At 60.7% G+C, this 22,169-nt stretch carries 28 protein-coding genes; 26 read left to right on the forward strand and 2 right to left on the reverse strand.

Annotated elements, in window-relative coordinates; all coding sequences use genetic code 11:
• The first annotated feature begins 53 nt into the window (after window positions 1-53).
• Window positions 54-668, forward strand: a complete 615-nt coding sequence (locus LK493_RS00450; RefSeq protein ID WP_227789760.1) for a nucleotidyltransferase family protein — start codon at window positions 54-56, stop codon at window positions 666-668.
• A 9-nt stretch (window positions 669-677) separates the two neighbouring features.
• Window positions 678-2,045, forward strand: coding sequence for a dihydropyrimidinase (hydA, locus tag LK493_RS00455; RefSeq protein ID WP_227789761.1), 1,368 nt, complete (start codon window positions 678-680; stop codon window positions 2,043-2,045).
• Between the two features lie 113 nt (window positions 2,046-2,158).
• Here the strand turns inward: hydA and yqeC are convergent, their stop codons facing one another.
• Complete coding sequence (yqeC, locus tag LK493_RS00460) at window positions 2,159-2,896, reverse strand: selenium cofactor biosynthesis protein YqeC (RefSeq protein ID WP_227789762.1); 738 nt, start codon at window positions 2,894-2,896, stop codon at window positions 2,159-2,161.
• Between the two features lie 102 nt (window positions 2,897-2,998).
• Here yqeC and yqeB point away from each other — a divergent pair, with 102 nt between their 5' ends.
• The 23 genes from yqeB (at window position 2,999) to LK493_RS00575 (ending at window position 17,571) form a co-directional block, all read left to right on the forward strand.
• Window positions 2,999-3,793, forward strand: coding sequence for a selenium-dependent molybdenum cofactor biosynthesis protein YqeB (yqeB, locus tag LK493_RS00465; protein ID WP_227789763.1), 795 nt, complete (start codon window positions 2,999-3,001; stop codon window positions 3,791-3,793).
• A 9-nt stretch (window positions 3,794-3,802) separates the two neighbouring features.
• A complete protein-coding gene (locus LK493_RS00470; protein ID WP_227789764.1) occupies window positions 3,803-4,846 on the forward strand; it encodes an XdhC family protein in 1,044 nt (347 codons plus the stop codon).
• A gap of 311 nt (window positions 4,847-5,157) precedes the next feature.
• Entirely contained in the window at window positions 5,158-5,715 is a 558-nt protein-coding gene (gene rplE, locus LK493_RS00475) for a 50S ribosomal protein L5 (protein WP_006235260.1), read from the forward strand.
• A 79-nt stretch (window positions 5,716-5,794) separates the two neighbouring features.
• Window positions 5,795-5,980 (forward strand): type Z 30S ribosomal protein S14, encoded by a 186-nt coding sequence (locus LK493_RS00480; protein WP_022094280.1) that lies wholly within the window; start codon window positions 5,795-5,797, stop codon window positions 5,978-5,980.
• Between the two features lie 119 nt (window positions 5,981-6,099).
• Window positions 6,100-6,498 carry a 30S ribosomal protein S8 gene (gene rpsH / locus LK493_RS00485; RefSeq protein ID WP_006235262.1) on the forward strand — a complete coding sequence of 133 codons (399 nt, stop codon included), beginning with the start codon at window positions 6,100-6,102 and terminating at the stop codon, window positions 6,496-6,498.
• Between the two features lie 33 nt (window positions 6,499-6,531).
• Window positions 6,532-7,068, forward strand: a complete 537-nt coding sequence (gene rplF / locus LK493_RS00490) for a 50S ribosomal protein L6 (protein WP_006235263.1) — start codon at window positions 6,532-6,534, stop codon at window positions 7,066-7,068.
• Window positions 7,069-7,143: 75 nt separating this feature from the next.
• Window positions 7,144-7,512 carry a 50S ribosomal protein L18 gene (gene rplR / locus LK493_RS00495; protein ID WP_006235264.1) on the forward strand — a complete coding sequence of 123 codons (369 nt, stop codon included), beginning with the start codon at window positions 7,144-7,146 and terminating at the stop codon, window positions 7,510-7,512.
• A 14-nt stretch (window positions 7,513-7,526) separates the two neighbouring features.
• The gene (rpsE, locus tag LK493_RS00500; protein ID WP_006235265.1) at window positions 7,527-8,051 is read left to right on the forward strand and encodes a 30S ribosomal protein S5; all 525 of its coding nucleotides are present in this window, start codon (window positions 7,527-7,529) and stop codon (window positions 8,049-8,051) included.
• A gap of 2 nt (window positions 8,052-8,053) precedes the next feature.
• Window positions 8,054-8,236, forward strand: a complete 183-nt coding sequence (gene rpmD, locus LK493_RS00505; protein WP_006235266.1) for a 50S ribosomal protein L30 — start codon at window positions 8,054-8,056, stop codon at window positions 8,234-8,236.
• A 3-nt stretch (window positions 8,237-8,239) separates the two neighbouring features.
• Window positions 8,240-8,689, forward strand: coding sequence for a 50S ribosomal protein L15 (gene rplO / locus LK493_RS00510; RefSeq protein ID WP_006235267.1), 450 nt, complete (start codon window positions 8,240-8,242; stop codon window positions 8,687-8,689).
• Window positions 8,683-9,969, forward strand: a complete 1,287-nt coding sequence (gene secY / locus LK493_RS00515; RefSeq protein ID WP_035137447.1) for a preprotein translocase subunit SecY — start codon at window positions 8,683-8,685, stop codon at window positions 9,967-9,969. The genes rplO and secY overlap by 7 nt, the downstream gene beginning before the upstream one ends.
• Window positions 9,970-9,987: 18 nt before the next feature.
• Complete coding sequence (locus LK493_RS00520) at window positions 9,988-10,614, forward strand: adenylate kinase (protein WP_227789765.1); 627 nt, start codon at window positions 9,988-9,990, stop codon at window positions 10,612-10,614.
• Entirely contained in the window at window positions 10,611-11,399 is a 789-nt protein-coding gene (map, locus tag LK493_RS00525; RefSeq protein ID WP_006235270.1) for a type I methionyl aminopeptidase, read from the forward strand. The genes LK493_RS00520 and map overlap by 4 nt, the downstream gene beginning before the upstream one ends.
• 104 nt (window positions 11,400-11,503) lie before the next feature.
• A complete protein-coding gene (gene infA, locus LK493_RS00530; protein WP_035137443.1) occupies window positions 11,504-11,722 on the forward strand; it encodes a translation initiation factor IF-1 in 219 nt (72 codons plus the stop codon).
• A 150-nt stretch (window positions 11,723-11,872) separates the two neighbouring features.
• Window positions 11,873-11,986 (forward strand): 50S ribosomal protein L36, encoded by a 114-nt coding sequence (rpmJ, locus tag LK493_RS00535; RefSeq protein ID WP_006363204.1) that lies wholly within the window; start codon window positions 11,873-11,875, stop codon window positions 11,984-11,986.
• Window positions 11,987-12,000: 14 nt separating this feature from the next.
• Window positions 12,001-12,375 (forward strand): 30S ribosomal protein S13, encoded by a 375-nt coding sequence (gene rpsM, locus LK493_RS00540; protein ID WP_022094275.1) that lies wholly within the window; start codon window positions 12,001-12,003, stop codon window positions 12,373-12,375.
• A gap of 14 nt (window positions 12,376-12,389) precedes the next feature.
• The gene (gene rpsK, locus LK493_RS00545; RefSeq protein ID WP_006235274.1) at window positions 12,390-12,794 is read left to right on the forward strand and encodes a 30S ribosomal protein S11; all 405 of its coding nucleotides are present in this window, start codon (window positions 12,390-12,392) and stop codon (window positions 12,792-12,794) included.
• Between the two features lie 19 nt (window positions 12,795-12,813).
• Window positions 12,814-13,410: a 30S ribosomal protein S4 gene (gene rpsD, locus LK493_RS00550; RefSeq protein ID WP_006235275.1), complete on the forward strand. Its 597-nt coding sequence runs from the start codon at window positions 12,814-12,816 to the stop codon at window positions 13,408-13,410.
• Window positions 13,411-13,442: 32 nt separating this feature from the next.
• On the forward strand, window positions 13,443-14,384 hold the full coding sequence (locus LK493_RS00555) for a DNA-directed RNA polymerase subunit alpha (protein WP_006235276.1): 942 nt from the start codon (window positions 13,443-13,445) through the stop codon (window positions 14,382-14,384).
• A 30-nt stretch (window positions 14,385-14,414) separates the two neighbouring features.
• Window positions 14,415-14,882 carry a 50S ribosomal protein L17 gene (gene rplQ / locus LK493_RS00560; RefSeq protein WP_055287451.1) on the forward strand — a complete coding sequence of 156 codons (468 nt, stop codon included), beginning with the start codon at window positions 14,415-14,417 and terminating at the stop codon, window positions 14,880-14,882.
• Window positions 14,883-14,974: 92 nt separating this feature from the next.
• Entirely contained in the window at window positions 14,975-15,799 is an 825-nt protein-coding gene (gene truA / locus LK493_RS00565; protein ID WP_055287449.1) for a tRNA pseudouridine(38-40) synthase TruA, read from the forward strand.
• A gap of 203 nt (window positions 15,800-16,002) precedes the next feature.
• On the forward strand, window positions 16,003-17,001 hold the full coding sequence (locus LK493_RS00570) for a glycosyltransferase family 2 protein (RefSeq protein WP_227789766.1): 999 nt from the start codon (window positions 16,003-16,005) through the stop codon (window positions 16,999-17,001).
• 132 nt (window positions 17,002-17,133) lie between these two features.
• On the forward strand, window positions 17,134-17,571 hold the full coding sequence (locus LK493_RS00575; RefSeq protein WP_006235280.1) for an arginine repressor: 438 nt from the start codon (window positions 17,134-17,136) through the stop codon (window positions 17,569-17,571).
• A gap of 189 nt (window positions 17,572-17,760) precedes the next feature.
• Here the strand turns inward: LK493_RS00575 and LK493_RS00580 are convergent, their stop codons facing one another.
• Window positions 17,761-19,959: a transglycosylase domain-containing protein gene (locus tag LK493_RS00580; RefSeq protein WP_227789767.1), complete on the reverse strand. Its 2,199-nt coding sequence runs from the start codon at window positions 19,957-19,959 to the stop codon at window positions 17,761-17,763.
• 162 nt (window positions 19,960-20,121) lie between these two features.
• Between LK493_RS00580 and LK493_RS00585 the strand changes: the two genes are divergently transcribed.
• Complete coding sequence (locus LK493_RS00585) at window positions 20,122-22,098, forward strand: peptidase U32 family protein (protein ID WP_227789768.1); 1,977 nt, start codon at window positions 20,122-20,124, stop codon at window positions 22,096-22,098.
• The last annotated feature ends 71 nt before the right edge of the window (window positions 22,099-22,169 follow it).

The following is a 22,169-nucleotide window of genomic DNA, read 5'->3' on the forward strand; positions in this document are numbered from 1 at the left end:
ATGGTGGGTATAGCAACTATGGTGTCCAAGGCGGCCAGGGGAGGTTTGCGGAGATGAAGCTCGGTTGCGTGATTATGGCCTCGGGCGAGGGCAAGCGGTTTGGTTCCAACAAGATGCTCGCCGATATCTATGGCAAGCCGCTGATTGCCTGGACCATCGACTCGGTTCCCAGAGGCTTTGACGTCGTGGTTTCGACGCGTTGGCCCGAGGTCGCTCAGATTTGCGAGGACAAGCATTGCCCGTGCGTGCTGCATGACGGTTCGCTCAGGAGCGAGAGCATTCGTGCGGGTCTTTCCTGGGGAGCCGGGCGCAACTGGAAAGGCTGCCTCTTTTTGCCGGGCGACCAGCCACTCGTGAGCTCGGATTCTTTTAAGGCCATGGTTCGTGCATTTGACGAGCGCGACTGCAAACATCCGGTGCGCTTGGCGTGCAATGGCGAGCCCTCGAGTCCGGTGCTCTTTCCGGCGCAGCTGTTCGACGCGCTTATGCTTCTCGAAGGCAAAGACGGCGGAGGCTCGATTCTCGGGGGTCGCACCGACATTGCGCTGGTCGAGGCGCGTGCCTACGAGCTTTGGGATGTCGATACTGCAAAGGGGCAGCGTCGTATAACGGAGCACATCGCCGCCTGCTCGTATTTTGATCGCGTGGCCAACTGCATCAATCAATAAGGAGCAATTATGATCATCATCAAAAACGGCGCACTCGTGACGCCCCAGGGGCTTCGTCGCGCCGACCTTGCCATGGATGGCGACAAAATCGTGCGGATTGCCGCGGAGATTAAGCCGGGCGAGGACGACACCGTGCAGGATGCCACGGGCTGCTGGGTATTCCCCGGCTTTATCGATGGACATACCCATATGCAGTGCTGGACCGGTATGGATTGGACGGCTGATAGCTTTGAGACCGGCACACGTGCGGCTGCCTGTGGCGGTACCACGACAATCGTGGATTATGCGACGGCCGACCGCGGTGTGACCATGCCCGATGCCTTGGCCGAGTGGCATCATCGCGCCGACGGAACCTGCACGTCCAACTACGCCTTTCATATGGCGCTTGCCGAGTGGAACGACCGCAACCGTGCCGACCTTTCGGCCATGCGCGAGGCGGGCGTGTCGTCGTTCAAGACCTACTTTGCCTATGATCACCTGCGCTTGGACGATGCCGAGACGCTCGAGGTGCTTGAGGAGCTCAAGCGCGTGGGTGGCATCCTGTGCGTGCACTGCGAGAACGGCACGCTGGTGAACAAGCTGCAGAAGCGCGTGTTTGAGCAAGGTATCCACGGGCCCGAGGGCCACGCGCTCAGCCGTCCGGACGTGTGCGAGGCCGAGGCAGTGAGCCGCCTGCTATATCTGGCGCACCTGGCCGGCGACGTACCGGTCAACGTGGTTCACCTTTCGACCAAGCTGGGGCTCGAGGCCATCCGTGCCGCCAAGGCGCGCGGGCAGAAGAATATCTATGTCGAGACCTGCCCTCAGTATCTGATGCTCGACGATACGTGCTATTTGGAGCAGGGCGAGGACGGCTTTGCGGGCGCCAAATATGTGATGAGCCCGCCGCTGCGCCATGCGGGCGACCGTGCGGCACTGCGCGAGGCGCTTGTGGCCGGCGAGATCGATACGATCGCGACCGACCACTGCAGCTTTAACCTGCACGGGCAAAAGGACCGCGGGCGCGACGACTTCCGCGCGATTCCCAACGGCGGGCCCGGTGTGGAGCATCGCCCCGTCGCGATCGCTACGAGCTTTGAGGGACAGCTGGGTCCCGAGGATCTGTGCCGCTTGATGAGCGAGAACCCGGCGCGCGTCTTTGGCATGTATCCGCGCAAGGGATGTCTTGCCGAGGGCTCCGATGCCGATGTGTGCGTGTGGGATCCCAAGGCGCGCTGGACGATCAGCGCCGCGACGCAGCATCAGGCCGTGGACTACACGCCGCTCGAGGGCTTTGAGGCGCACGGCCGCGCCAAGGCAGTGTTTGTGAACGGCGTGCTGGCCGCGTGCGACGGCGAGCCCACCGGAGCCCAACCCGGCCGCTACGTCCCCCGCTAACAGGAAGGCCGCCAGGGTAGCTAATTTGGGACGGGGCTCTTTTAGCTACCCTTGCCTGCCTGATGATTTTTCTCTCAACATGGGGTAGCTAAAAGAGCCCCGTCCCAAATTAGCTACCCCTTGAGGCTGGTGGCGATGAGGGGGCGGCCGAGGGCTGCCTCGAAGCGGTCGGCCATCGTGGGGTCGCTGAGCGTGTCGACTTGGTTGAGCATGACGCGTGCGGTGCTGAGTTCCATCACCCGTATCTCGGCATTGAGCACCTGTGCGACGCGCTCGGGCGTGGCGATGTCGGTGAGCTCGCAGCCGCAACGCTCGCAAAAGAGCTCGGGGCGGTGGACGGCTTCGTGGATGGGCTTGCCGAGCCCTGAGGCGCCGACGATCCAGACGATGTTGGCCGTGCCAGAGGGAATCACCGGCTCCCAGGCGGCGTGGGCCTTGAGCGGGAGCCGCTTGCTGCCGTCCGCCTCGGCCAGGACGTAGTCAAAGCGCTGCGCCAGCTGGTCGAGCGGCTCGGCAGGGGAGGAGAGCTTGCCCGTCTGGGGGTCCAAGACGCCTGCCTGGCAGATGCTTCCCCGCACAAGCCCCGCGCAGGCCTCGCAGGTGCAGCCTGGGGCGTGTGGGGCACCTGGCTTCCAGGGCGCGGCGTCCAGGCGACGGCTCGACCCGTCCCATGGCACGCCGGCGACGGGGAGCATGCGCGTGGTGGTGCAGAGGAGCACGCGGCCGCCAGCGCGCATAAGCTCAAGGCCGAGCGTCTTTAGCAAGGTCGACTTGCCACCGCTGCCGATAATCGCGGTAATGCCCGGCTCGATCCTGAGCGCCGAGGCAAGATTGCCGCTAACCGTTTCCATCTGTTCACCGCCGTATAATACTGTGATAATAAATAATCATCAGAGTAGCGGTCGAACCGCTTTTGCTCTGCTCAAACCGTAGCACAGGGAGGTGTCCCGGGAATGCTCGTTTATGTTCGCGGCGCCGGCGATATCGCCACGGGCGTCGCCGCTCGCTTGGTGCGCGCCGGCGTGTCGGTTGTCATGGCCGATATCGCGGTTCCCACGTGCATCCGTCGCACAATCAGTTTTTGCGAGGCCATTCGCTTGGGCGAGGTCCAGGTCGAGGGCATCCGCGCTCGCTTGGCGCAGACGCCGGCAGAGGCGCTTGCAATTACCGAGGCCGGAGACGTCGCCGTGGTGGTGGACCCCCGGGCCAGGATGCTCGACGAACTGAAACCCGCTGCCGTGGTCGATGCGATTTTGGCCAAGCGCAACTTGGGCACCACGCGCGATATGGCGCCTGTCGTCATCGCCGTGGGGCCGGGCTTTACCGCGCCGGTCGATTGCGACGCCGTGGTCGAGACCATGCGCGGGCATTTTTTGGGCCGCGTGATTACCCAGGGCTCCCCCCAGCCCAACACGGGTGTGCCAGGCATGATCGGCGGATACGGCAAGGAGCGTGTTATCCACAGCCCCGCCGCCGGCGTGTTTCGGTCCGACCGCGCAATCGGCGACATCGTGAGCGCCGGAGACGTGATTGGCTACGCGGACGATACGCCCATGATCACGCAGATTGACGGCTGCTTGCGCGGCCTTTTGGCGAACGGCGTGCAGGTGACTGAGGGCTTTAAATGCGCCGATGTCGATCCGCGCGGCGATGCCAGCTATATCAACTACATTTCGGACAAGGCGGCGTCGGTCGGCGGCGGCGTGCTCGAGGCACTCGCTATGCTCACCGATATCTTTAGAGGATAGAAGGCGGCAATGGAAAAGCTCGATGTTGTGAATGCGGCGCTTGCCGCCCTGCGTGCTGGCGAGACGTGCGAGCTCGTGGTCGTGGCCGGCACGGCGGGGTCGTCGCCGCGCGGCGTGGGCGCCTGGATGGCCGTCTTTGCCGACGGCAGCCAGGCGGGCACTATCGGCGGCGGCAAGATTGAGCTCTTTGCGCTGGATGAGGCGCGCGAACTCCTGAGCGCGGGACAGTCGCGTCTGGTCCGCTACACCATGGGCGGCGAGAACTCCGATACCGGCATGATCTGCGGCGGAGCCATCTGCCTGTGCTATCTGCATCTGGATGCGACCCAGGCACCGTTGTTCCAGGAAATTGCCGACGTCTTGGTCTATCGGCGCATCGGCGACTTCGTCATCGACTTTGAGCCGTTTATCGCGAGCGCGCTCGAGGGCGATGTGGCCGAGTACCATGGCGAGGCATCGCGCCATACCATTGCGGGCTGCCCCGGGCTTTCACTGGTGGAGGAGGGGAGTAACGTCACCTACACTAACGCCGCCTCCGAGATTCCTCCCGCGCACATCGAGACGCTCTGCCCCGAGGGCCTGACCTATATCTTTGGCTGCGGCCACGTGGGCGCCGCGACGGCGCGGGTGCTCATGGCGGCGGGCTTTGCCGTCGTGGCGTGCGACGACCGCCCCGGAACGCTGACCCCCGATTGGGTGCCCGGTGTCTACGACCGTCGTCTGGTCGACTACAAGAGCCTGAGCAAGCAGTGCCCCATCGGCCCGCGCGACCTGGTGGTCGTCGCCACGGCGGGTCACAAGTCCGATATCGACGTGGTGATTCAGGCCATGCGCGCCAAGCCTGCCTACCTGGGCTGTCTGGGTTCGCGCCGCAAGACGGCCTTTGTGCGTGCCCGCCTGGAGCAGGAAGGCTTTACGCAGGACCAGATCGACGAGCTGCACCTTCCGATCGGCGTCGCCATCGAGGCCGAGGACCCCGAGGAGATCGCCATCTCCATCGCCGCCGAGATGATCCACCTGCGACGCACCAAACTCGTCCCCCGCAAGCGCTAATCGCATCCCCACCAATAAGTTGCGGTGAAATACGGATTGTTTAAGCCTGTTAGGCCGCCCAACAGTCCCTATTTCACCGCAACTGCTTGTTGGGACCCATTTGTGCGGGGGAGTTGTGGAGTTGTGCAGGCAGACGAGGTTTTTCTGGAAATACGCTCACGATGCGCGTATAGTACCGATTGTTTTGTCGGCTCCTGCTGCGTCGAGTCCAAACCGCAAAATGCCATGAGCGGCGCGGATGCAGCCAGGAGGCACGAGGACAACCCATCGTGGCCACGCCCCGTGCTTAAAACCCCAAGAAGGAGTGAACAATGGCAGAAGAGAAGTATGTGCCGCGTCTGAAGACCAAGTACAACAACGAGGTCAAGCAGCAGCTTCAGGACAAGTTCCAGTACGAGAACGTCATGATGATCCCCAAGTTTGAGAAGATCGTCGTGAACATGGGTGTCGGCGAGGCCGCTACCGATTCCAAGGCCATCGACGGTGCCGTGCGCGACCTGCGCGCCATCACCGGACAGCAGCCGATGATCACCCGTGCCCGTAAGTCCATCGCTACCTTCCGCCTGCGCGCTGGTATGCCGATCGGCTGCAAGGTTACCCTGCGTGGCGACCGTATGTGGGAGTTCTTCGATCGTCTGACCTCCGTCGCGATCCCCCGTATCCGCGACTTCCGCGGCATTTCCGCCAAGAGCTTCGACGGCCGTGGTAACTTCTCCATGGGCGTCACCGAGCAGCTCATCTTCCCCGAGATCGACTTCGATTCCGTCGATCACCAGCGTGGTATGGACATCACTTTCGTGACCACCGCCAACACCGATGAGGAGGCCAAGGCCCTTCTGGACGCCTTCGGTTTCCCGTTCAAGAAATAGGTTCACCTGCCCTATAAGCGCCGTTCCCACAAGGGGGCGGCGCTTGGGGCGAACAATACTCTATGTGAGGAGGATATAAGTGGCTAAGACATCGATGATCGTCAAGTGCAATCGCAAGCAGAAGTTCTCTACTCGTGAGTACACGCGCTGCCAGCGCTGCGGCCGTCCGCACTCTGTGTACCGCAAGTTCGGCCTGTGCCGTGTCTGCTTCCGCGAGCTTGCACTCAAGGGCGAGCTTCCCGGCGTTAAGAAGGCCAGCTGGTAAGTCACTACCAGCGTTTCAAGCATCAGTTTGGAACAGGGAAAACGCGCTAAAAAGGCTTTGCCGTTAAGGGCGGCGAAGAACCAAGAGCACGTGTTCATCAAGAACGAAGGAGAATCTGTATGAACCTTACAGACCCGATCGCAGATATGCTTACGCGCATCCGTAACGCTAACTCTGTGAACAAGGCCACGGTCTCCATGCCGAGCAGCAAGAAGCTCGTCGAGATCGCTCGTGTTCTGCACGAGGAGGGCTACATCGAGGGCTACGATGTCGAGGACACCGTTCCCCAGAAGACTCTGCACATCACGCTTAAGTATGGTCCCAAGAAGGCTAAGGTCATCAACGGCATCCGCCGCATTTCCAAGCCGGGCCTGCGTAAGTACACCGGCGTTGCCGACATGCCCCGCGTCCGCGGTGGCCTTGGTACCGCCATTATTTCCACCAGCCATGGCGTCATGACCGACCGCGATGCTCGCAAGCACAACGTCGGCGGCGAGATCATCGCTTACGTCTGGTAATTCGCTCGGTAGGTAGAAGGAAAGGAGATCACCGTGTCTCGTATCGGTAATAAGCCTGTCCAGATTCCCGCCGGAGTCGAAGTGGCAGTCAACGGCAACAACGTTGTCGTCAAGGGCCCCAAGGGCCAGCTCGAGCTCGATGTCTTTGAGAAGCTCGCTATCAACGTCGAGGACAACGTCCTCACCGTTTCCCGTCCCGACGACGAGCGTGAGACCCGTGCCCGCCACGGCCTCACCCGCGCCCTCATCCACAACATGGTTGTTGGCGTTTCCGAGGGCTTCGAGAAGAAGCTCGAGCTCGCCGGCGTCGGTTACCGCGTGCAGCAGAAGGGCAAGAACCTCGAGTTCTCCCTGGGCTTCTCGCACCCCGTGATCGTCGAGGCTCCCGAGGGCATCACCTTCGAGGTTCCCGACAACACCCACGTGAACGTCAAGGGTATCAACAAGCAGCAGGTCGGTCAGATTGCCGCTGAGATCCGCGGCCATCGTCCTCCCGAGCCTTACAAGGGCAAGGGTATCCACTACGTTGGCGAGCACATCCGCCGCAAGCTGGGTAAGGCCGCCAAGTAGTCGTAACCGACTCACTCGCATAAGACCAGCACCCCGTCAGGTGCTGGCAAGATCAACCTTTTTAGGAGTTTACGTATGAACAAGCATAAGGCGAAGCTGGAAGGCCTCAAGCGTCGTCAGCGTCGTGTTCGCGGCAAGGTCTCGGGTACCTCCGAGCGTCCGCGTCTTCGCGTGACCCGTACTAACGCCAACATCTATGCCCAGATCATCGACGACAGCAAGGGCTCCAGCCTGACGCTCGTCTCTGCCTCGACCCTCGAGGCCGAGTTCAAGGGCACCCACACCTCGAACAAGGAGGCTGCGGAGAAGGTCGGTCAGCTCGTTGGCAAGCGCGCCATCGAGGCCGGCATCACCAAGGTCGCCTTCGATCGCGGTGGCCGTATCTACCATGGCCGCGTCAAGGCCCTCGCCGACGGTGCTCGTGCCGCCGGTCTCGAGTTCTAGGAGGTATGTAGCACATGGCTCGTAATCAGAAGCAGCAGCGCGAGGCCTCCGAGTTCGAGGAGCGCGTCGTTTACATCAACCGCGTGTCGAAGACCGTCAAGGGTGGTCGTCGCATGAGCCTCGTCGCTCTCGTCGTCGTTGGCGACGGCAAGGGCAACGTCGGCGTTGGCATGGGCAAGTCCGCTGAGGTGCCCATGGCCATCTCCAAGGCATCTCTCGATGCCAAGAAGAACATGTTCCACGTGCCGGTGACCGAGCAGGGCACCATCCCGCACGAGGTTCTCGGCCACTTTGGTGCCGGCCGCATCATCATCAAGCCCGCTGTCGAGGGTACCGGCGTTATCGCCGGCGGCGCTGTGCGTCCCCTCTTCGAGCTTGCTGGCATCAAGAACGTCCTGTCCAAGTCCCTCGGTACCGATAACGGCCTCAACATCATCAAGGCTGCCGTCGAGGGCCTCAAGGAGCTCTCCAGCCCTGAGGACGTCGCGGCTCGCCGTGGCCTGACGGTCTCCGAGATGTTCGTCGGTAAGGAGAACTAAGCATGGCTGACACCATCAAGATCAAGCAGGTCCGCAGCACCAACGGTTGCAAGCAGGACCAGGTCCGTACTGTCCGTGCCCTCGGTCTCCACAGGATCCGCGAGGTTCGCGAGATTGCTGACAACGAGTCCGTCCGCGGCATGATCTTCAAGGTCAAGCACCTTGTCGAGATTGTAGAGGAGTAGCAAATGCAGCTTCACGATCTTACTCCCGCGCCCGGTTCCACCAAGAACCGCAAGCGCGTCGGCCGTGGCAATTCTTCGGGTCACGGCACCACTTCTGGCCGCGGCCAGAAGGGCCAGGGTTCCCGCTCTGGCGGCACCAAGGGTGCCGGCTTCGAGGGTGGCCAGACTCCGCTGGCCATGCGCCTGCCCAAGCTTCCGGGCTTCCGCAACCCCCGTCGTATCGAGTACACCGCCGTTAACGTTGAGCGTCTCGAGCGTAAGTTCGAGGACGGCGCTGTGATCGACGGTGCCGCTCTTAAGGCCGCTCGCATCACCAAGAGCGAGTTCGAGCCCGTCAAGGTGCTCGGCAATGGTGAGCTCACCAAGAAGTTCACGGTCAAGGTCGACAAGGTCAGCGCTTCTGCGCAGGCCAAGATCGAGGCCGCCGGCGGAAAGGTCGAGCTGCCGTGCTAAATGGTCTTAAGAATGCTTTCCGCATCAAAGAATTGCGCGAAAAGATTCTTTTTACCATAGCTATGCTCGTCGTGTACCGCATTGGTGCGCACGTTCCTGTGCCCGGCATTCCCTTCCAGGGGATGCTGGGCCTTTTCTCGACCGATAACAATTCGGTCGCCGCAGGTGCTATGGCCCTCCTGAATCTTTTCTCTGGCGGCGCGTTGAGCTATGTGTCGGTGTTTTCGCTGGGCATCATGCCTTACATCACCAGCTCGATCATCCTCCAGATGCTCCAGGCCGTCGTGCCTTCCCTGCATGAGCTTGCCCGCGAGGGCGAGGTCGGTCAGACCAAGATTACGCAGTATTCGCGTTACCTCACCCTGGCTCTGGCAATCCTCAACTCCGTGGGTTACCTCTTCCTCTTTAAGAGCTTCGGCATCAGCTTCAATGGCGCCGGCGCTCCCGAGATCATCTTCGACCTCATGATCGTCGGTACGCTCACCGCGGGCGCCATGCTGATCATGTGGATTGGTGAGCTCATCACCCAGCGCGGTATCGGCAATGGCATGTCGCTGATCATCTTCGCGAACATCATGGCCGGTCTGCCGCAGGCTATCTTCTCCAGCACCGAGGGCAACGCCGGTGGCATCATCACCATGGTGATCATCTGCGCCATCATCCTGCTGGTTATCCCGCTGATTGTTTTCCTTGAGCGCGGCCAGCGCCGCATCCCGGTCTCCTACGCTAAGCGCGTCGTGGGCCGTCGCATGATGGGTGGCCAGACCACCTACCTGCCCATCAAGGTCAACACCGCGGGTGTCGTGCCGATCATCTTCGCTTCGGCGCTGCTGTACTTCCCGGCTCAGATTGCCGTGTTCTTCCCCGGCATCGGCTGGATTCAGGCAGTTGCCTCCGCGCTTTCGACCGGTTGGCTCAACTGGGTGCTTAACGTTGTCCTCATCGTGTTCTTCGCGTACTTCTACACCTCCATGGTGTTCAACCCCGATGACACGGCCGATAACCTTAAGAAGCAGGGCGGCTTTATTCCGGGCGTCCGTCCGGGTAGGGCTACCGCGGCCTACATCAAGAACGCGCTCAACAAGATCACGCTTCCCAGCGCTGTCTTTTTGGCGCTCATCGCCATCGTGCCTTCGATCATCTTCTCCTTCACGGGTAACCATCTGATCCAGGCATTTGGCGGCACGTCCATCCTCATCATGGTCGGCGTCGTGCTCGACACGGTCGATAAGCTCGAAGGCCAGATCAAGATGTATGATTACGATGGATTCTTTAAATAGGCTAGAGGAGGATTGCTCATGAACCTCGTATTGCTCGGAGCTCCGGGTGCCGGTAAGGGCACCGTCGCACAGGAGCTCGTCGCCGAGTTTGGCGTCGCCCATATTTCCACGGGCGACCTGCTGCGTGCTGCCGTCAAGGGTGGCACCGAGCTTGGTATTCAGGCTAAGAAGTACATGGACGCTGGCGAGCTCGTTCCCGACCAGCTCGTGATCGACCTTGTCAAGGAGCGCCTTGCCGCCGATGACGCCCAGCAGGGCTTCATCCTCGACGGCTTCCCGCGCAACACCGCCCAGGCTGTGACGCTCGATTCCGAGCTCTCCGCCATGGGTCGCGAGATCGATTGCGCCCTTCTGGTCGATGTGGCCCCCGAGGTCATTATCGATCGTCTGTCTTCGCGTCGCACCTGCCGCGCCTGCGGTTACACCGGCACCGCTGCCGATGCCACCTGCCCCAAGTGCGGTGGCGAGATGTATCAGCGCGACGACGACAAGCCCGAGACCATCAAGAACCGTCTCGACGTCTACGAGAAGTCCACGAGCCCGCTCGTTGACTACTATCGTGGCCAGGGTCTGCTCAAGTCGGTCAACGGTAACCAGGCTCGCGAGACCGTGTACGGGGATGTCAAAGAGGCTCTCGGTCTATGATCAAGATTAAGTCTGCAACGCAAATCGAGCAGATGAAGAAGGCAGGAGCGCTATCTAAGATGGCGCTCCGCCACGTTGGAGCCATGGTGCGCCCCGGCGTTTCGACTTTTGAGCTCGATCAGCTCGCGGAGCAGATTATCCGCATGCATGGCGGCACCCCGGCCTTTAAGGGCTACGGCGGGTTCCCGGGAACCATCTGCGCATCGATCAACGATGCCGTGGTTCACGGTATTCCCAACCCCGACATGATCCTGCGCGATGGCGATATCATCTCCATTGATACGGGAGCCGTTGTCGACGGTTGGGTCGGCGATAACGCTTGGACGTTTTTCGTCGGCACCCCCACGCCCGAAGCCAAGGCTTTGTGCGAGGTCACGCGCGATTGCCTTAAGGCTGCCATCGAGCAGGCTGTTCCCGGTAACCATATCGGGGACGTCGGTTATGCCGTTCAGTCCCTCGCCGAGTCTCACGGTTACGGCGTGCTTCGTGATTATGTGGGCCATGGCATTGGCCGCGTGATGCACGAGGACCCCAACGTTCCTAACTATGGAAAGAAGGGGAGGGGCGTTCGCCTCCAGGCCGGCATGGTCATTGCCATTGAGCCGATGGTTACGATGGGTTCCAACCATGTGAGCACGGGTTCCGACGGTTGGATCGTCACGACCAACGACCACCTGCCCGCCGCGCACTACGAGAACACCGTCGCCATTACCAATGACGGCCCGGTGATTCTCACCACGGATGCGCAAGGTGCTTGGTGTTCGCTCCAAGGCGGAGAAATGTAACAAGTTCCACTTAGTTGTGGAGCCATTACGAAGTTATTACGATGCGTGCATACGTGTTGTAGAATACTCAATCGCTGTCGTTTTCTAGAGAAAGATGATTGCTTGTGAAGAAGGAAGACGCAATTGAGCTCGAGGGTACGGTAAAGGAACCGTTGCCCAACGCCATGTTTAAGGTCGAGCTCGAGAACGGTCATTCGGTTCTGTGCAACATTTCTGGCAAGATCCGAATGAATTACATCCGTATTCTCCCCGGTGACAGGGTTGTCGTGGAGCTTTCCCCGTACGACCTGACCCGCGGCCGCATCACCTATCGCTACAAATAGCGGCACGCATACACGCACTCCATTTCCGACTGCAGGCTTAGCTCAACCTACGGTCGGATTGTGTGTGAAGACCAGCCATAGTTTTAAACGCCTGCGGCTGGGCGAGTAGATAGTAGGGAAGTAGTTTGAGCGCTACCGAAAGGAAGAACGATGAAGGTACGTCCTTCGGTCAAGAAGATGTGCGATAAGTGCAAAATCATTAGGCGCCATGGCAAGGTCCTCGTCATTTGCGAGAACCCCCGTCATAAGCAGCGTCAGGGTTAAGAGAGGAGACTACGTTGGCCCGTATTAATGGTGTCGACCTCCCGCGTGAGAAGCGCGTTGAGATCGGTCTGACCTACATTTACGGCATCGGCCGCACCACTGCGACGAAGATTTGCGTCGAGTGCAACGTTAACGTGGATACGCGCGTTAAGGACCTCACCGAGGATGAGGTTAACGCCATCCGCGATTATATCGATAAGAACCAGATCATGGTTGAGGGCGACCTCCGCCGTGAGCGCAACCAGAACGTCAAGCGCCTTATGGACATCGGCTGCAACCGCGGCCTTCGTCACCGCAAGGGCCTCCCGGTCCGCGGCCAGCGCACCCACACTAACGCTCGTACCCGCAAGGGCCCGAAGCGTCAGATCGGTGCTAAGAAGAAGAAATAAGGAGCGCTAGATAGATGGCTACTGCTAAGAAGAACGTTCGCGCTGCCCGTCTGAAGCGCGCGGACCGTAAGAACATTTCCGTGGGCCAGGCTCACATTCGTTCTACGTTCAACAACACGATCGTTTCGATCACCGATCCCCAGGGCAACGTCATTTCCTGGAAGTCGGCTGGCCAGGTGGGCTTCAAGGGCTCCCGTAAGTCCACGCCGTTCGCTGCCCAGATGGCTGCCGAGGCTGCTGCCAAGCAGGCCATGGAGCACGGTATGAAGAAGGTTTCCGTCTTCGTCAAGGGCCCCGGCTCCGGTCGTGAGACCGCCATCCGCTCCCTCCAGGCTGCTGGCCTCGAGGTCTCGAGCATCCAGGACAAGACCCCCATTCCGCACAACGGCTGCCGCCCCAAGAAGCGTCGCCGCGTGTAACTGAAAGGATCGTATCAATATGGCAATCGACAGGACTCCTGTTCTTAAGCGCTGCCGTCAGCTCGGGATCGATCCCGCTGAGCTCGGTTACAGCAGCAAGAAGGAATCTATCCGTCAGCCCAAGCGCCGTCGCAAGGAATCTGAGTACGGCATGCAGCTGCGCGAGAAGCAGAAGGTCAAGTTCATCTATGGCGTTCTGGAGAAGCAGTTCCACGGCTACTTCAACAAGGCCCGTAAGATGAACGGCGTCACCGGTGAGAACCTCATGATCATTCTTGAGTCTCGCCTCGACAACGTCGTCTTCCGTCTTGGCTTCGCCCGCACCCGCAAAGAGGCTCGTCAGTCCGTCCGTCACGGTCACTTCACCGTGAACGGCAAGCGCGTGGACATCCCGTCCTACCGCGTCAAGGCCGGCGACGTCGTCGCTGTCGGCGAGAAGTTCCGTGACCTCCTCCCCATCAAGGAGGCCCTGATTTCCTCCGAGCGCTTTGAGGTCCCTGGCTGGCTCGAGGTCGATATCGAGAAGCTGTCTGGTAACGTGCTCGCTCTGCCGACGCGTGAGCAGATCAGCGGTGATATCAACGAGCAGCTCATCGTCGAGCTCTACTCTAAGTAGTCCATCCGGGCTGCTGAGGCTGGAGGTAATACATGTCAGAATTCATTAGGCCTCAGGTTCAGGTCGAAGAGATCAACGAGACGTCTGCTCGTGTCTCCGTCGAGCCGCTCGAGCGTGGTTACGGCGATACGCTGGGTAACTCCCTTCGTCGCGTTCTTCTGTCCTCGCTCGAGGGTGCCGCCGTCGAGGCTATTCAGATCGATGGTGCGCAGCACGAGTTCATGACCATCCCTAACATGGTCGAGGATGTCACCGACATCGTCCTGAATGTCAAGGGTCTTGTCTTCAGGGCTCTCGGCACGACCGACGAGGCGACCGCCACCATCTCGGTTGACGGCCCCTGCGAGGTCACCGGTGCGGACTTCTTTATTCCGTCCGAGTTTGAGCTGGTCAACCCCGAGCAGCACATTGCTACGCTCACCGAGGGTGGCCATCTCACCATGAGCATGCGCATCGGCTATGGCCGCGGCTATGTTTCTGGCGAGGCCAACAAGCGCGACAACGATCCCATCGGTGTGATCCACGTCGACTCGCTGTACTCGCCGGTTTCCCGTTGCGCCAAGCTCGTTGAGGCTTGCCGTGTCGGTCAGCACACCGACTACGACCGCCTTGTCCTCGAGATCGAGACCAACGGCTCCATCGCCCCGCGCGACGCCGTGGTCCAGGCTGCCAATATCATCAACCAGCATATGGCCGCCTTTATGAACCTTGCCGAGACCCCCGAGGTCGAGGAGGAGGCTTCGATCTTCGCTCCCGAGGTCACCAACGACAACGCCGAGCTGGACAAGCAGATCGAGGATCTGGACCTTTCCGTCCGTTCCTACAACTGCCTTAAGCGCGCCAGCATTCACTCGGTCCGTCAGCTCGTTGAGTTCTCGGAGAACGATCTGCTCAACATCCGTAACTTCGGTGTTAAGTCGATCGAGGAAGTGAAGGACAAGCTTGAGTCCATGGGCCTGAGCCTGAAGGCTTAATGCTTCGCATATTTGAGGAGAAACTAGACCATGCGTCACAACGTTAAGAAGGGCCTGAAGCTCGGCACCGATGCGAGCCACACCAAGGCCATGAAGAAGAGCCTTGCTAAGGCCCTCTTCGAGAACGACCGCATCAAGACCACCGAGACCCGCGCTAAGGCGCTGCGTTCGGTCGTCGATCCGATCATCACTTGGGCCAAGAAGGGCGACCTGCACTCTCGTCGTCTGGCTATCGCCAAGCTCGGCGATAAGCAGCTCGTTGCCGAGATCTTCGACAAGGCTGCCCAGGGTATGTGGCAGGATCGCAACGGCGGTTATACCCGCATCATGAAGCTCGGTAACCGCAAGGGCGACAACGCTCCCATCGTTATCATGGAGCTCGTCACCGAGCCTTGCACGCCTAAGGCCAAGAAGGCTGCTCCGGCCCCCAAGAAGGCCGCTGCTCCCAAGAAGGTCGAGGCTGCCGAGGAGGCTCCTGCTGAGGAGACCGCTGAGTAGACAATCCGTCTGCATAGGCTATATTCGAGGGGTACGTTCGCGTACCCCTCTTTTTTTGTCGAAATGCCATTGCCTGTTTGTTGGGAGCGCCCATGACCGCGCCGTCTGATTTCAATTCGATTCCAGAGCTCGATGCCACGCTCGTTTTCCGCGTGGCATACGATGGCTCGTCCTATAGCGGCTTTGCCGAGCAGCCGGGACAGACGACGGTTGCGGGTGAGCTGCGTCGAGCCATCGAGACGCTGCTTCGCCGTCCGATCGATCTGACGTGCGCGGGTCGCACCGATGCCGGCGTGCATGCCGTGGCTCAGTACATCAGCGTGCCCGTAACGGACGCTGAGCTCGCCCTAACGCGCCGTAGGTGGCTGCGGGCTATGGATGCCCTGCTGCCCAAAGATATCGCCATCAACGAGGTCTACAAGGCCCGTAAAGGCTTTTCTGCACGTTTTGACGCGCGTTCCCGTACGTATACGTACCGTATTGCCGATCGAGATGCGCGCCCCGTGCTGTCCCGCGGTGCGGTGTGGTGGCATCGCTATCCCTTGGATGTTGAGGCTATGTCTGCTGCCTGCCCCGCGCTGCTGGGCGAGCAGGACTTTAAAAGCTTTTGCAAGGTTGCTTCTGCCGTGGGCAAACCTACGCACCGCTGCGTAATGCGCGCCGAGTTTGGCCATGAGGTTGCGTTTGGCGAGGACATCCTGACGTTTACCATCGAGGGCAATGCGTTTCTGCATTCGATGGTCCGTACGATCGTTGGCACGCTTGTCGCGATTGGCATGCATCGCCGTGAACCCGAGTGGATGCGCGAGGTCATCGATGCTTGCGACCGTACCGCTGCGGGCCCCACGGCTCCTGCCTGCGGCCTTACGTTTATGGGCGTGGATTACGATCCCGCCGAGCTCGTCGTGCTCGACTAGGGGAGGGCTCGACGCGTCGTGCGTCGACACCCATTATCTGTGGGCTGCGCGTGTGCAACATCTGTTCTTGGCGTGCAATACAACCGGTGTCTCATTGCTTTTATTGCCGGGGTGTACCATGAACCACGGTTTGATTCATTGCTGTCGAGAGGACGGATAACTTGGTTCGACGTGGCTCGCATCCGCGACTTTCGGTGATCCTTGTGGTAGAAGGTTCGCCCAGCTATGCGATGCGTGCGCTCGAGAGTATCCAGAACCAAGACCTCTACGATTTGCAGATTGTCGTTGTTTGCCGCGATGCTGCGCCCGGTGTGCGCCATTCGCTTCAAGTTGCTGCCGACAGGGACATCCATATTGATTTGATTGACGTCGAGGACGCGAAGCGCGGCGCTTGCCTTCGTGCCGGTTTTGCTGTCTCGCGCGGCTCTCAAATCATCGCTATGAACGCCGATGAGTGGTTTGCTCCGCAGTCCCTTTCCAAGATGGTCGATATCGCGTGCGATACTGCGGCAGACATAGTGTTCCCCACGGTGTCGCTCGACCGCTATGATGCACATCGAGAACGCCATTCGCGCGTCTTGGATGCTGCCTCTATTGCCATAGAAGACGAGTCTTCTATGGTGACTGGGCTGCCCCAGTTGATTTTGGGCGGCCTAGTCGCTCAGACCTCTGGCGTGATGTATAGCCGTCCGCTGTTTGAGGCACGCCTGTCGCGCGGCAAGGCGTACCGTACGGTTGAGTTTATGGCTTATGCGCTCTCGCAGGCACGATTCGTGTCCGGCTGCGGCGACGCTTGTTTCCACGCGGTGGCACCTAAGCTTACAGATGCCTTTGATCCCACCATGTATGCCAGGATATCCGATGACACTCGAGCGCTCGACGAGCTTGCGGACTCACTCTCGGAAGCAGATAGCGGTGGTCGGCTCAAGCTGGCAAGCCAAAAGTTCTACTTTGCCGGACTGGTCGCCTGCATCGAGAATTTGTGTCTTAGCCCGCATGGAGTGTCGTCAATCGAGCGTTCCGCCCGCATGCGTGATATGCTCGAGGCGCCTCGAACCCGTCAGATGGTCGCCGCGCTCAAGGATAACCATCGGGGACTCGGTTTGTTGTTTGGGCCGATCGCCAGCGCCAAGCCCGCGCGCTGCGTGATGTGTACGCATCTGGCAGCTTTTCTTAACCGGACGGGCGCAAAAACCGCCTAAACGGCTCATTTCGAAACAAATTTGCATAGAATTGTTTCGAAATGCGTTCTTATACACAAAAGCCTTCAAATAGCGTTAAACTATTCAGTCACTGATTGATTGTCTCCGCCATCTTTTGGAGAGAGGGTTTGTATGGCTAAAAAACGCAATGGGCGCCAGGATGCCATTAGAGATATTGTGCGCAATAAGGACGTCCGCACGCAGCGCGTGCTGGTCGATGAGCTCCGCGCTATGGGCTTTGATTGCACGCAGGCGACTGTCTCTCGCGATATTGCCGATATGGGGCTGCGTAAGCTCCCCGAGGGTATCTATGTTCTGGCAGAGGACCTGCACCTGCAGCGTATGGTTTCCGAGCTCGTAACGGGCGTTCTGCGCACCGATAATCTGGTTATGATCAAGGCTCAGCCTGGTACGGCTTCCGGCATCGCCGCCGCCGTTGATGCGGCAGAGTTGCCCGATGTGCTTGGCTCGCTTGCCGGCAACGATACGATTTTGGTTATTGCCCAGACGGCCGAGGACGGCGAGCGTCTCGAGGCGCTGATCAATAAGCTGAGCAATTCTCGCAAGTAGGCGTGCGGGTCGTGCGCTCGGCACTGTGTGCGTGACATGGTGGCTTGTAAGGGGGTATCGACGTTGGTCGGTACCCCCTATATTGTTTGCCGGTATAAAGGCCGTCCACCAGGTCGCTTTAAACTAAAAGGCCCCCGAGCACTTTAATAAGCTGCTCGGGGGCCTTGTTGCTAATGGCCGGATGAATTTCTAGCCAACCGTATCGTCAGGCGTGGGCGAGGGGTCGGGAGTGGGTGTAGGCGTAGGCGTAGGCGTGCCGCCATCGCCGCCGGTCGAACCACCAGTGGAGCCGCCCGTCGAGCCACCGGTCGTACCGGTGCCGCCGGTGGTGTCGCCGCCCGTGGTCTCGGTGGTCGTGGTCGTCGTGGTAGTCGTTGTGGTGGTTTCCTCTTCGTCCTCGTTCTCGTCCTTGTCGTCGTTCTCCGTCTTCTTGGTGTTGTTGGTGCCGTAGAACTTCCAGACGCTGTTGTTCTTGTAGGTGGGCGCCGTTCCGGTCGCAAACTCCTCGCGCTCGGTACCGGTCAGAACGGTGTTCATAAACCGCTTAAAGACAGGCAGGTTGGTGCTGTCGCCCAGCAGGTCTGTGCCGTATTTTTGGATGGGGATCTCGCCCGCGGAATAGCCGGTCCACAGGGCGCACGCCAGCTGCGGGGTATAGCCGCAGAACCACAGGTTGGTGGTGTTGTCGGTGGTGCCCGTCTTGCCGGCATAGGGCTGGTTGACGCTCAGGGCACCGGCAGCACCCGTACCGCCGCCCTGCATGACGCCGGACAGAACATCGGTGACCGCGGCGGCCTCGCCCTCGGTAAGCACCTGTGAGGGATTGTCGGTGTGCTGGTACAGCACCGAACCGGTACGAGAGTCAATCTCGGTGATGGCGATCGGCTGGCGATAGTAGCCGCCGTTGGCAAACGTCGCGTAGGCGGCGGCCATCTCGAGCGGCGAGATCGAGCCGGTGCCGAGGGTCATGACGGGAACGTCCTCGATGTTGTCCTTGGCGGGATCGATGCCGAGCTTTTTGACGAGTGAGATGATCTTGCTATTGCCGACGGCTTCCGCCACCTGGATGTAGCCGGTGTTGGAGGAGTATGCCGTTGCCTGCTTAAGCGTGATGTTGCCATAGCTCTGGTTGGCGTAGTTTTGGACCTCGGTCGTGGTGCCCTTGGCCTTGAGCGGCGAGTTGCAGTTGAGGGTGACGTTGGGGTTCATGCCGTTTTGGATGGCAGTTGCCAGCGTAAAGGCCTTGAAGGTGGAGCCGACGGGACGCTTGGCCGTGGCATGGTTTACGTGGTTCTCGTCGGCGTTGTAGTCGTAGCCGCCCACCATGCACTTGATGTAGCCGGTCTTGGGGTCGACGACGACCATGCCCATGTCCAGTCCGTCGAGTGAGAGCGTGTCGAGCTGCTCGCGGACGGCATTCTCTGCCACCTGCTGCATCGTGGGGTCGATGGTGGTCTTGACGGTCAGGCCGCCCTTAAAGAGCACGTCGGTCGAGAACTCCTGCTCCAGCAGCTGCTTAACATAGGCGACAAAGTAGGGCTGCGAGTATACGTCGACGCCGCTGCCCGAAATCTCGGTCACGTTGAGGGTGATGGGCTCGGCCTGTGCGGCATCGTGCTCCTCCTGCGTGATGTGGCCCAGGCGCAACATGTTGTCAAGGACCTTGTTGCGACGGGACAGCGCCAGGTCGGGGTTGACCGTGGGGTCGTACTGCGAGGGCGAGTTGGGAAGGCCGATCAACAGTGCGGCCTCGCTCAGCGTGAGGTCGGCGGCGCTCTTGGACAGATAGGTCTCAGCTGCGGCCTCAATACCGTAGGCGCCGTGGCCGTAGTAGATGGTGTTGAGGTACATCATGAGGATCTCGTCTTTGGAGTACATATCCTCCATCTTGATGGCGATGTAGGCCTCGCGTACCTTACGCTCGATGGTCGAGTCGAACTGCTCCTCCTGCAGAATGGTGTTGCGCACCAGCTGCTGGGTGATAGTCGAGGCGCCTTCGTGCCCGCCGCCGAGGGTTGCCACCGCAGCACGCGCGATACCCCACAGGTCGATACCGCCGTGCTCGTAGAAGCGCTCGTCCTCGACGTCAACGGTGCCCTGCAGCACGTAGGGGGAGACCTCGTCCTTGGTGATGGACTTGCGGTTTTGCGTGTAGAAGCTCGCGATCTTGTTGCCGTTGCAGTCGACGATCTCGGTGGGCTCGCTCACCAGATACGCGTTGGCGTCGGTGTAGTCGGGCAGATCGGACAGCCAGCGGTTGACGTTGCCGACCATGCCGATGCCAAATGCCACGCCCGCGATAAGCAAAAAGCCCAAAAACGAGAGCAGGATTATGGGCAGGGCATGCGTCTTTGAACGGCTGCGTCCCTGTCGTTGGCGAGGACCCATATATTGACCTCCAGGTATGTCGTGCCGGACGGCGGATGTGCCGTCGGGGCAGGATGGACATAAGTTATTACACGATAAACCAAACGGGGCGCGCGAGGCCTCGTGTATGCTGGAAGACGGCATTTTTCAGAGTGAATGCATACCTTGGTAAGGAGTTTGTCGATGGCGATTCGGACGATGGGGCCGAGCGGACAATACGAGACTGGATTGGATGCTGCCGGTGCGGCGCTGCCCGAGCTGCTGGCGCCGGCTGGCGGGCTCGACCAGATGCTCGCGGCGATTGCGGCGGGTGCCGATGCCATCTACGCGGGGCTGGGTGGGTTCAATGCCCGTGTGAGTGCACGGGGCTTTACGGACGATGAGTTTGCCCGTGGGTGCGCTGTGGCGCACGAACATGGCGTTCGCGTGTATGTGACGCTTAACGTATTTGTGTTCGATGACGAGCTTGCCGATGCCGTGGCGCTGGGGGCACACGCGCTGGCGCTGGGCGCCGACGCTCTGATCGTGGCGGATGCCGGCCTGGCATGCGCGCTGCGCGCGGCGATTCCCGGGGTGGAGATTCACCTGTCCACGCAGGCGGGTGCCCATAGCGAGGGCGCGGTGAAGCTGGCGGCCGACGAGCTAGGGGTTGAGCGTGTTACGACGGCACGAGAGTTGGCGGTCGACGAGATTGCTGCGTTGTGTGCTACCGGCGTGCCGATCGAGGTCTTTTGCCACGGTGCCATTTGCATTGGATACTCGGGCGCGTGCGAGTTCTCGGCTCTGCGGCGCGGGCGCTCGGCAATGCGCGGCGATTGCACGCAGCCGTGCCGTCTGTCGTATGACTTGGTGGACGAGGCGGGCGAGAGTGTTGTTGCCGTTGAGGGCGACCGCCTGCTGTGCCCGCGTGACTATCTGGGTATCGCGCATCTGCCCGAGCTCGTTGACGCCGGGGTGGCGTCGCTCAAGATCGAGGGGCGCATGAAGAACCCCGATTACGTATTCAACGTGGTGAGGGTGTGGCGTCGGGCGCTTGATATGCTGCGCGACGGCACGTGGGATGCCGATGCGGTGCCGGCGCTCGAACGCGAGCTGGGAAGGTCGTTCAACCGTGGGTTTACCGATGCGTATCTGCGGGGCCGTTCGGGTGCCGAGCTCATGAGTTTTGAGCGTGCGATCAACCAGGGCGTGCGCGTGGGCCGTCTGGTGGCTGTCGGTCACGAGAAGGTAACGGTTGAGCTTGATGCCGCCGTGGCGGCGGGCGATACGCTCGAAATCCGATTTTACCCGGGTGCCGACGCGCGTCCCGATGTGCCCAAGCGCTGGCCACAGGTGCCTTGCCCCGTGGATGCCGCTGCGGGAGAGCGCATCGTCGTGCATTGCAAACGTAAGGTGGACGCGGGCTGCGAGGTCTATCTGATTCGCAGCGCCGGCGTGTTGGATCAGACGGCGGCGGTGTTGGAGCGCATGCGGGCCGAGGCGGATGCGATTGCGCCCGTTGCGCGTGCCGTTGAGGTGCTGCCCTTTGAGGACGCTGCGGTGGATGGCGGTGCGTCGACGGAGTTGGCGGGGTCGGCGGGGCCGGCAAAGCGCGAGGATTTTGCTTGTATGGTCTTTGCTTGGGAGCTGATGGATGTGGGTCCGCGCGATGAGCGAGATCTGTCCGATACAACGGTGGTGCTCGACGAAGTGTGCCGCGCGGGCGACGCCGAGCGGACTCGGGCGCTTATGCAGCGTGCCGGGCGCGTCGTCTGCCGCAATCTGGGACAAGTGGCGATGGCCCGCGAGCTGGGCACAACGTTTGACGTAGCGGCGCCGGTGTTCTGTGCCAATCGGGCCACGCTTACCTGGCTGCGCGGACTCGGTGCGGGGCGGGTGTGCTTGTCGGCCGAGTTGCTCGGCAATGATGCGGAGCGTGTTGCCGAGCTTGCCGCTTGCCCCGGTGTCTTGGGGCCTGTCGACGCCGACCGCCCCGAGCTCATGGTGTGCGAGCACTGCTTGCTGACTGCCGAGGGCGCCTGCGCCACGGATGCGACGGGGCAGGTCCGTTGCCGTGACTGCTCGCGCCGTCAGCAGGTGCGCTTTTTGGTCGAACGTGACGGCACGCGTTTGCCGGTCGTTATCGACGCGTGCGGCAGGACGAGGATTTTCCTGTCGTAGGTGTTCGGCCGTGCCGTTTTGGTTATTATTAGTGGGTTTATGAACTTCGAGCACCGCCGTATCCGGTGAGG

This window comes from Collinsella aerofaciens, assembly GCF_020709435.1.
Classification (GTDB): Bacteria; Actinomycetota; Coriobacteriia; order Coriobacteriales; family Coriobacteriaceae; genus Collinsella; species Collinsella aerofaciens_AU.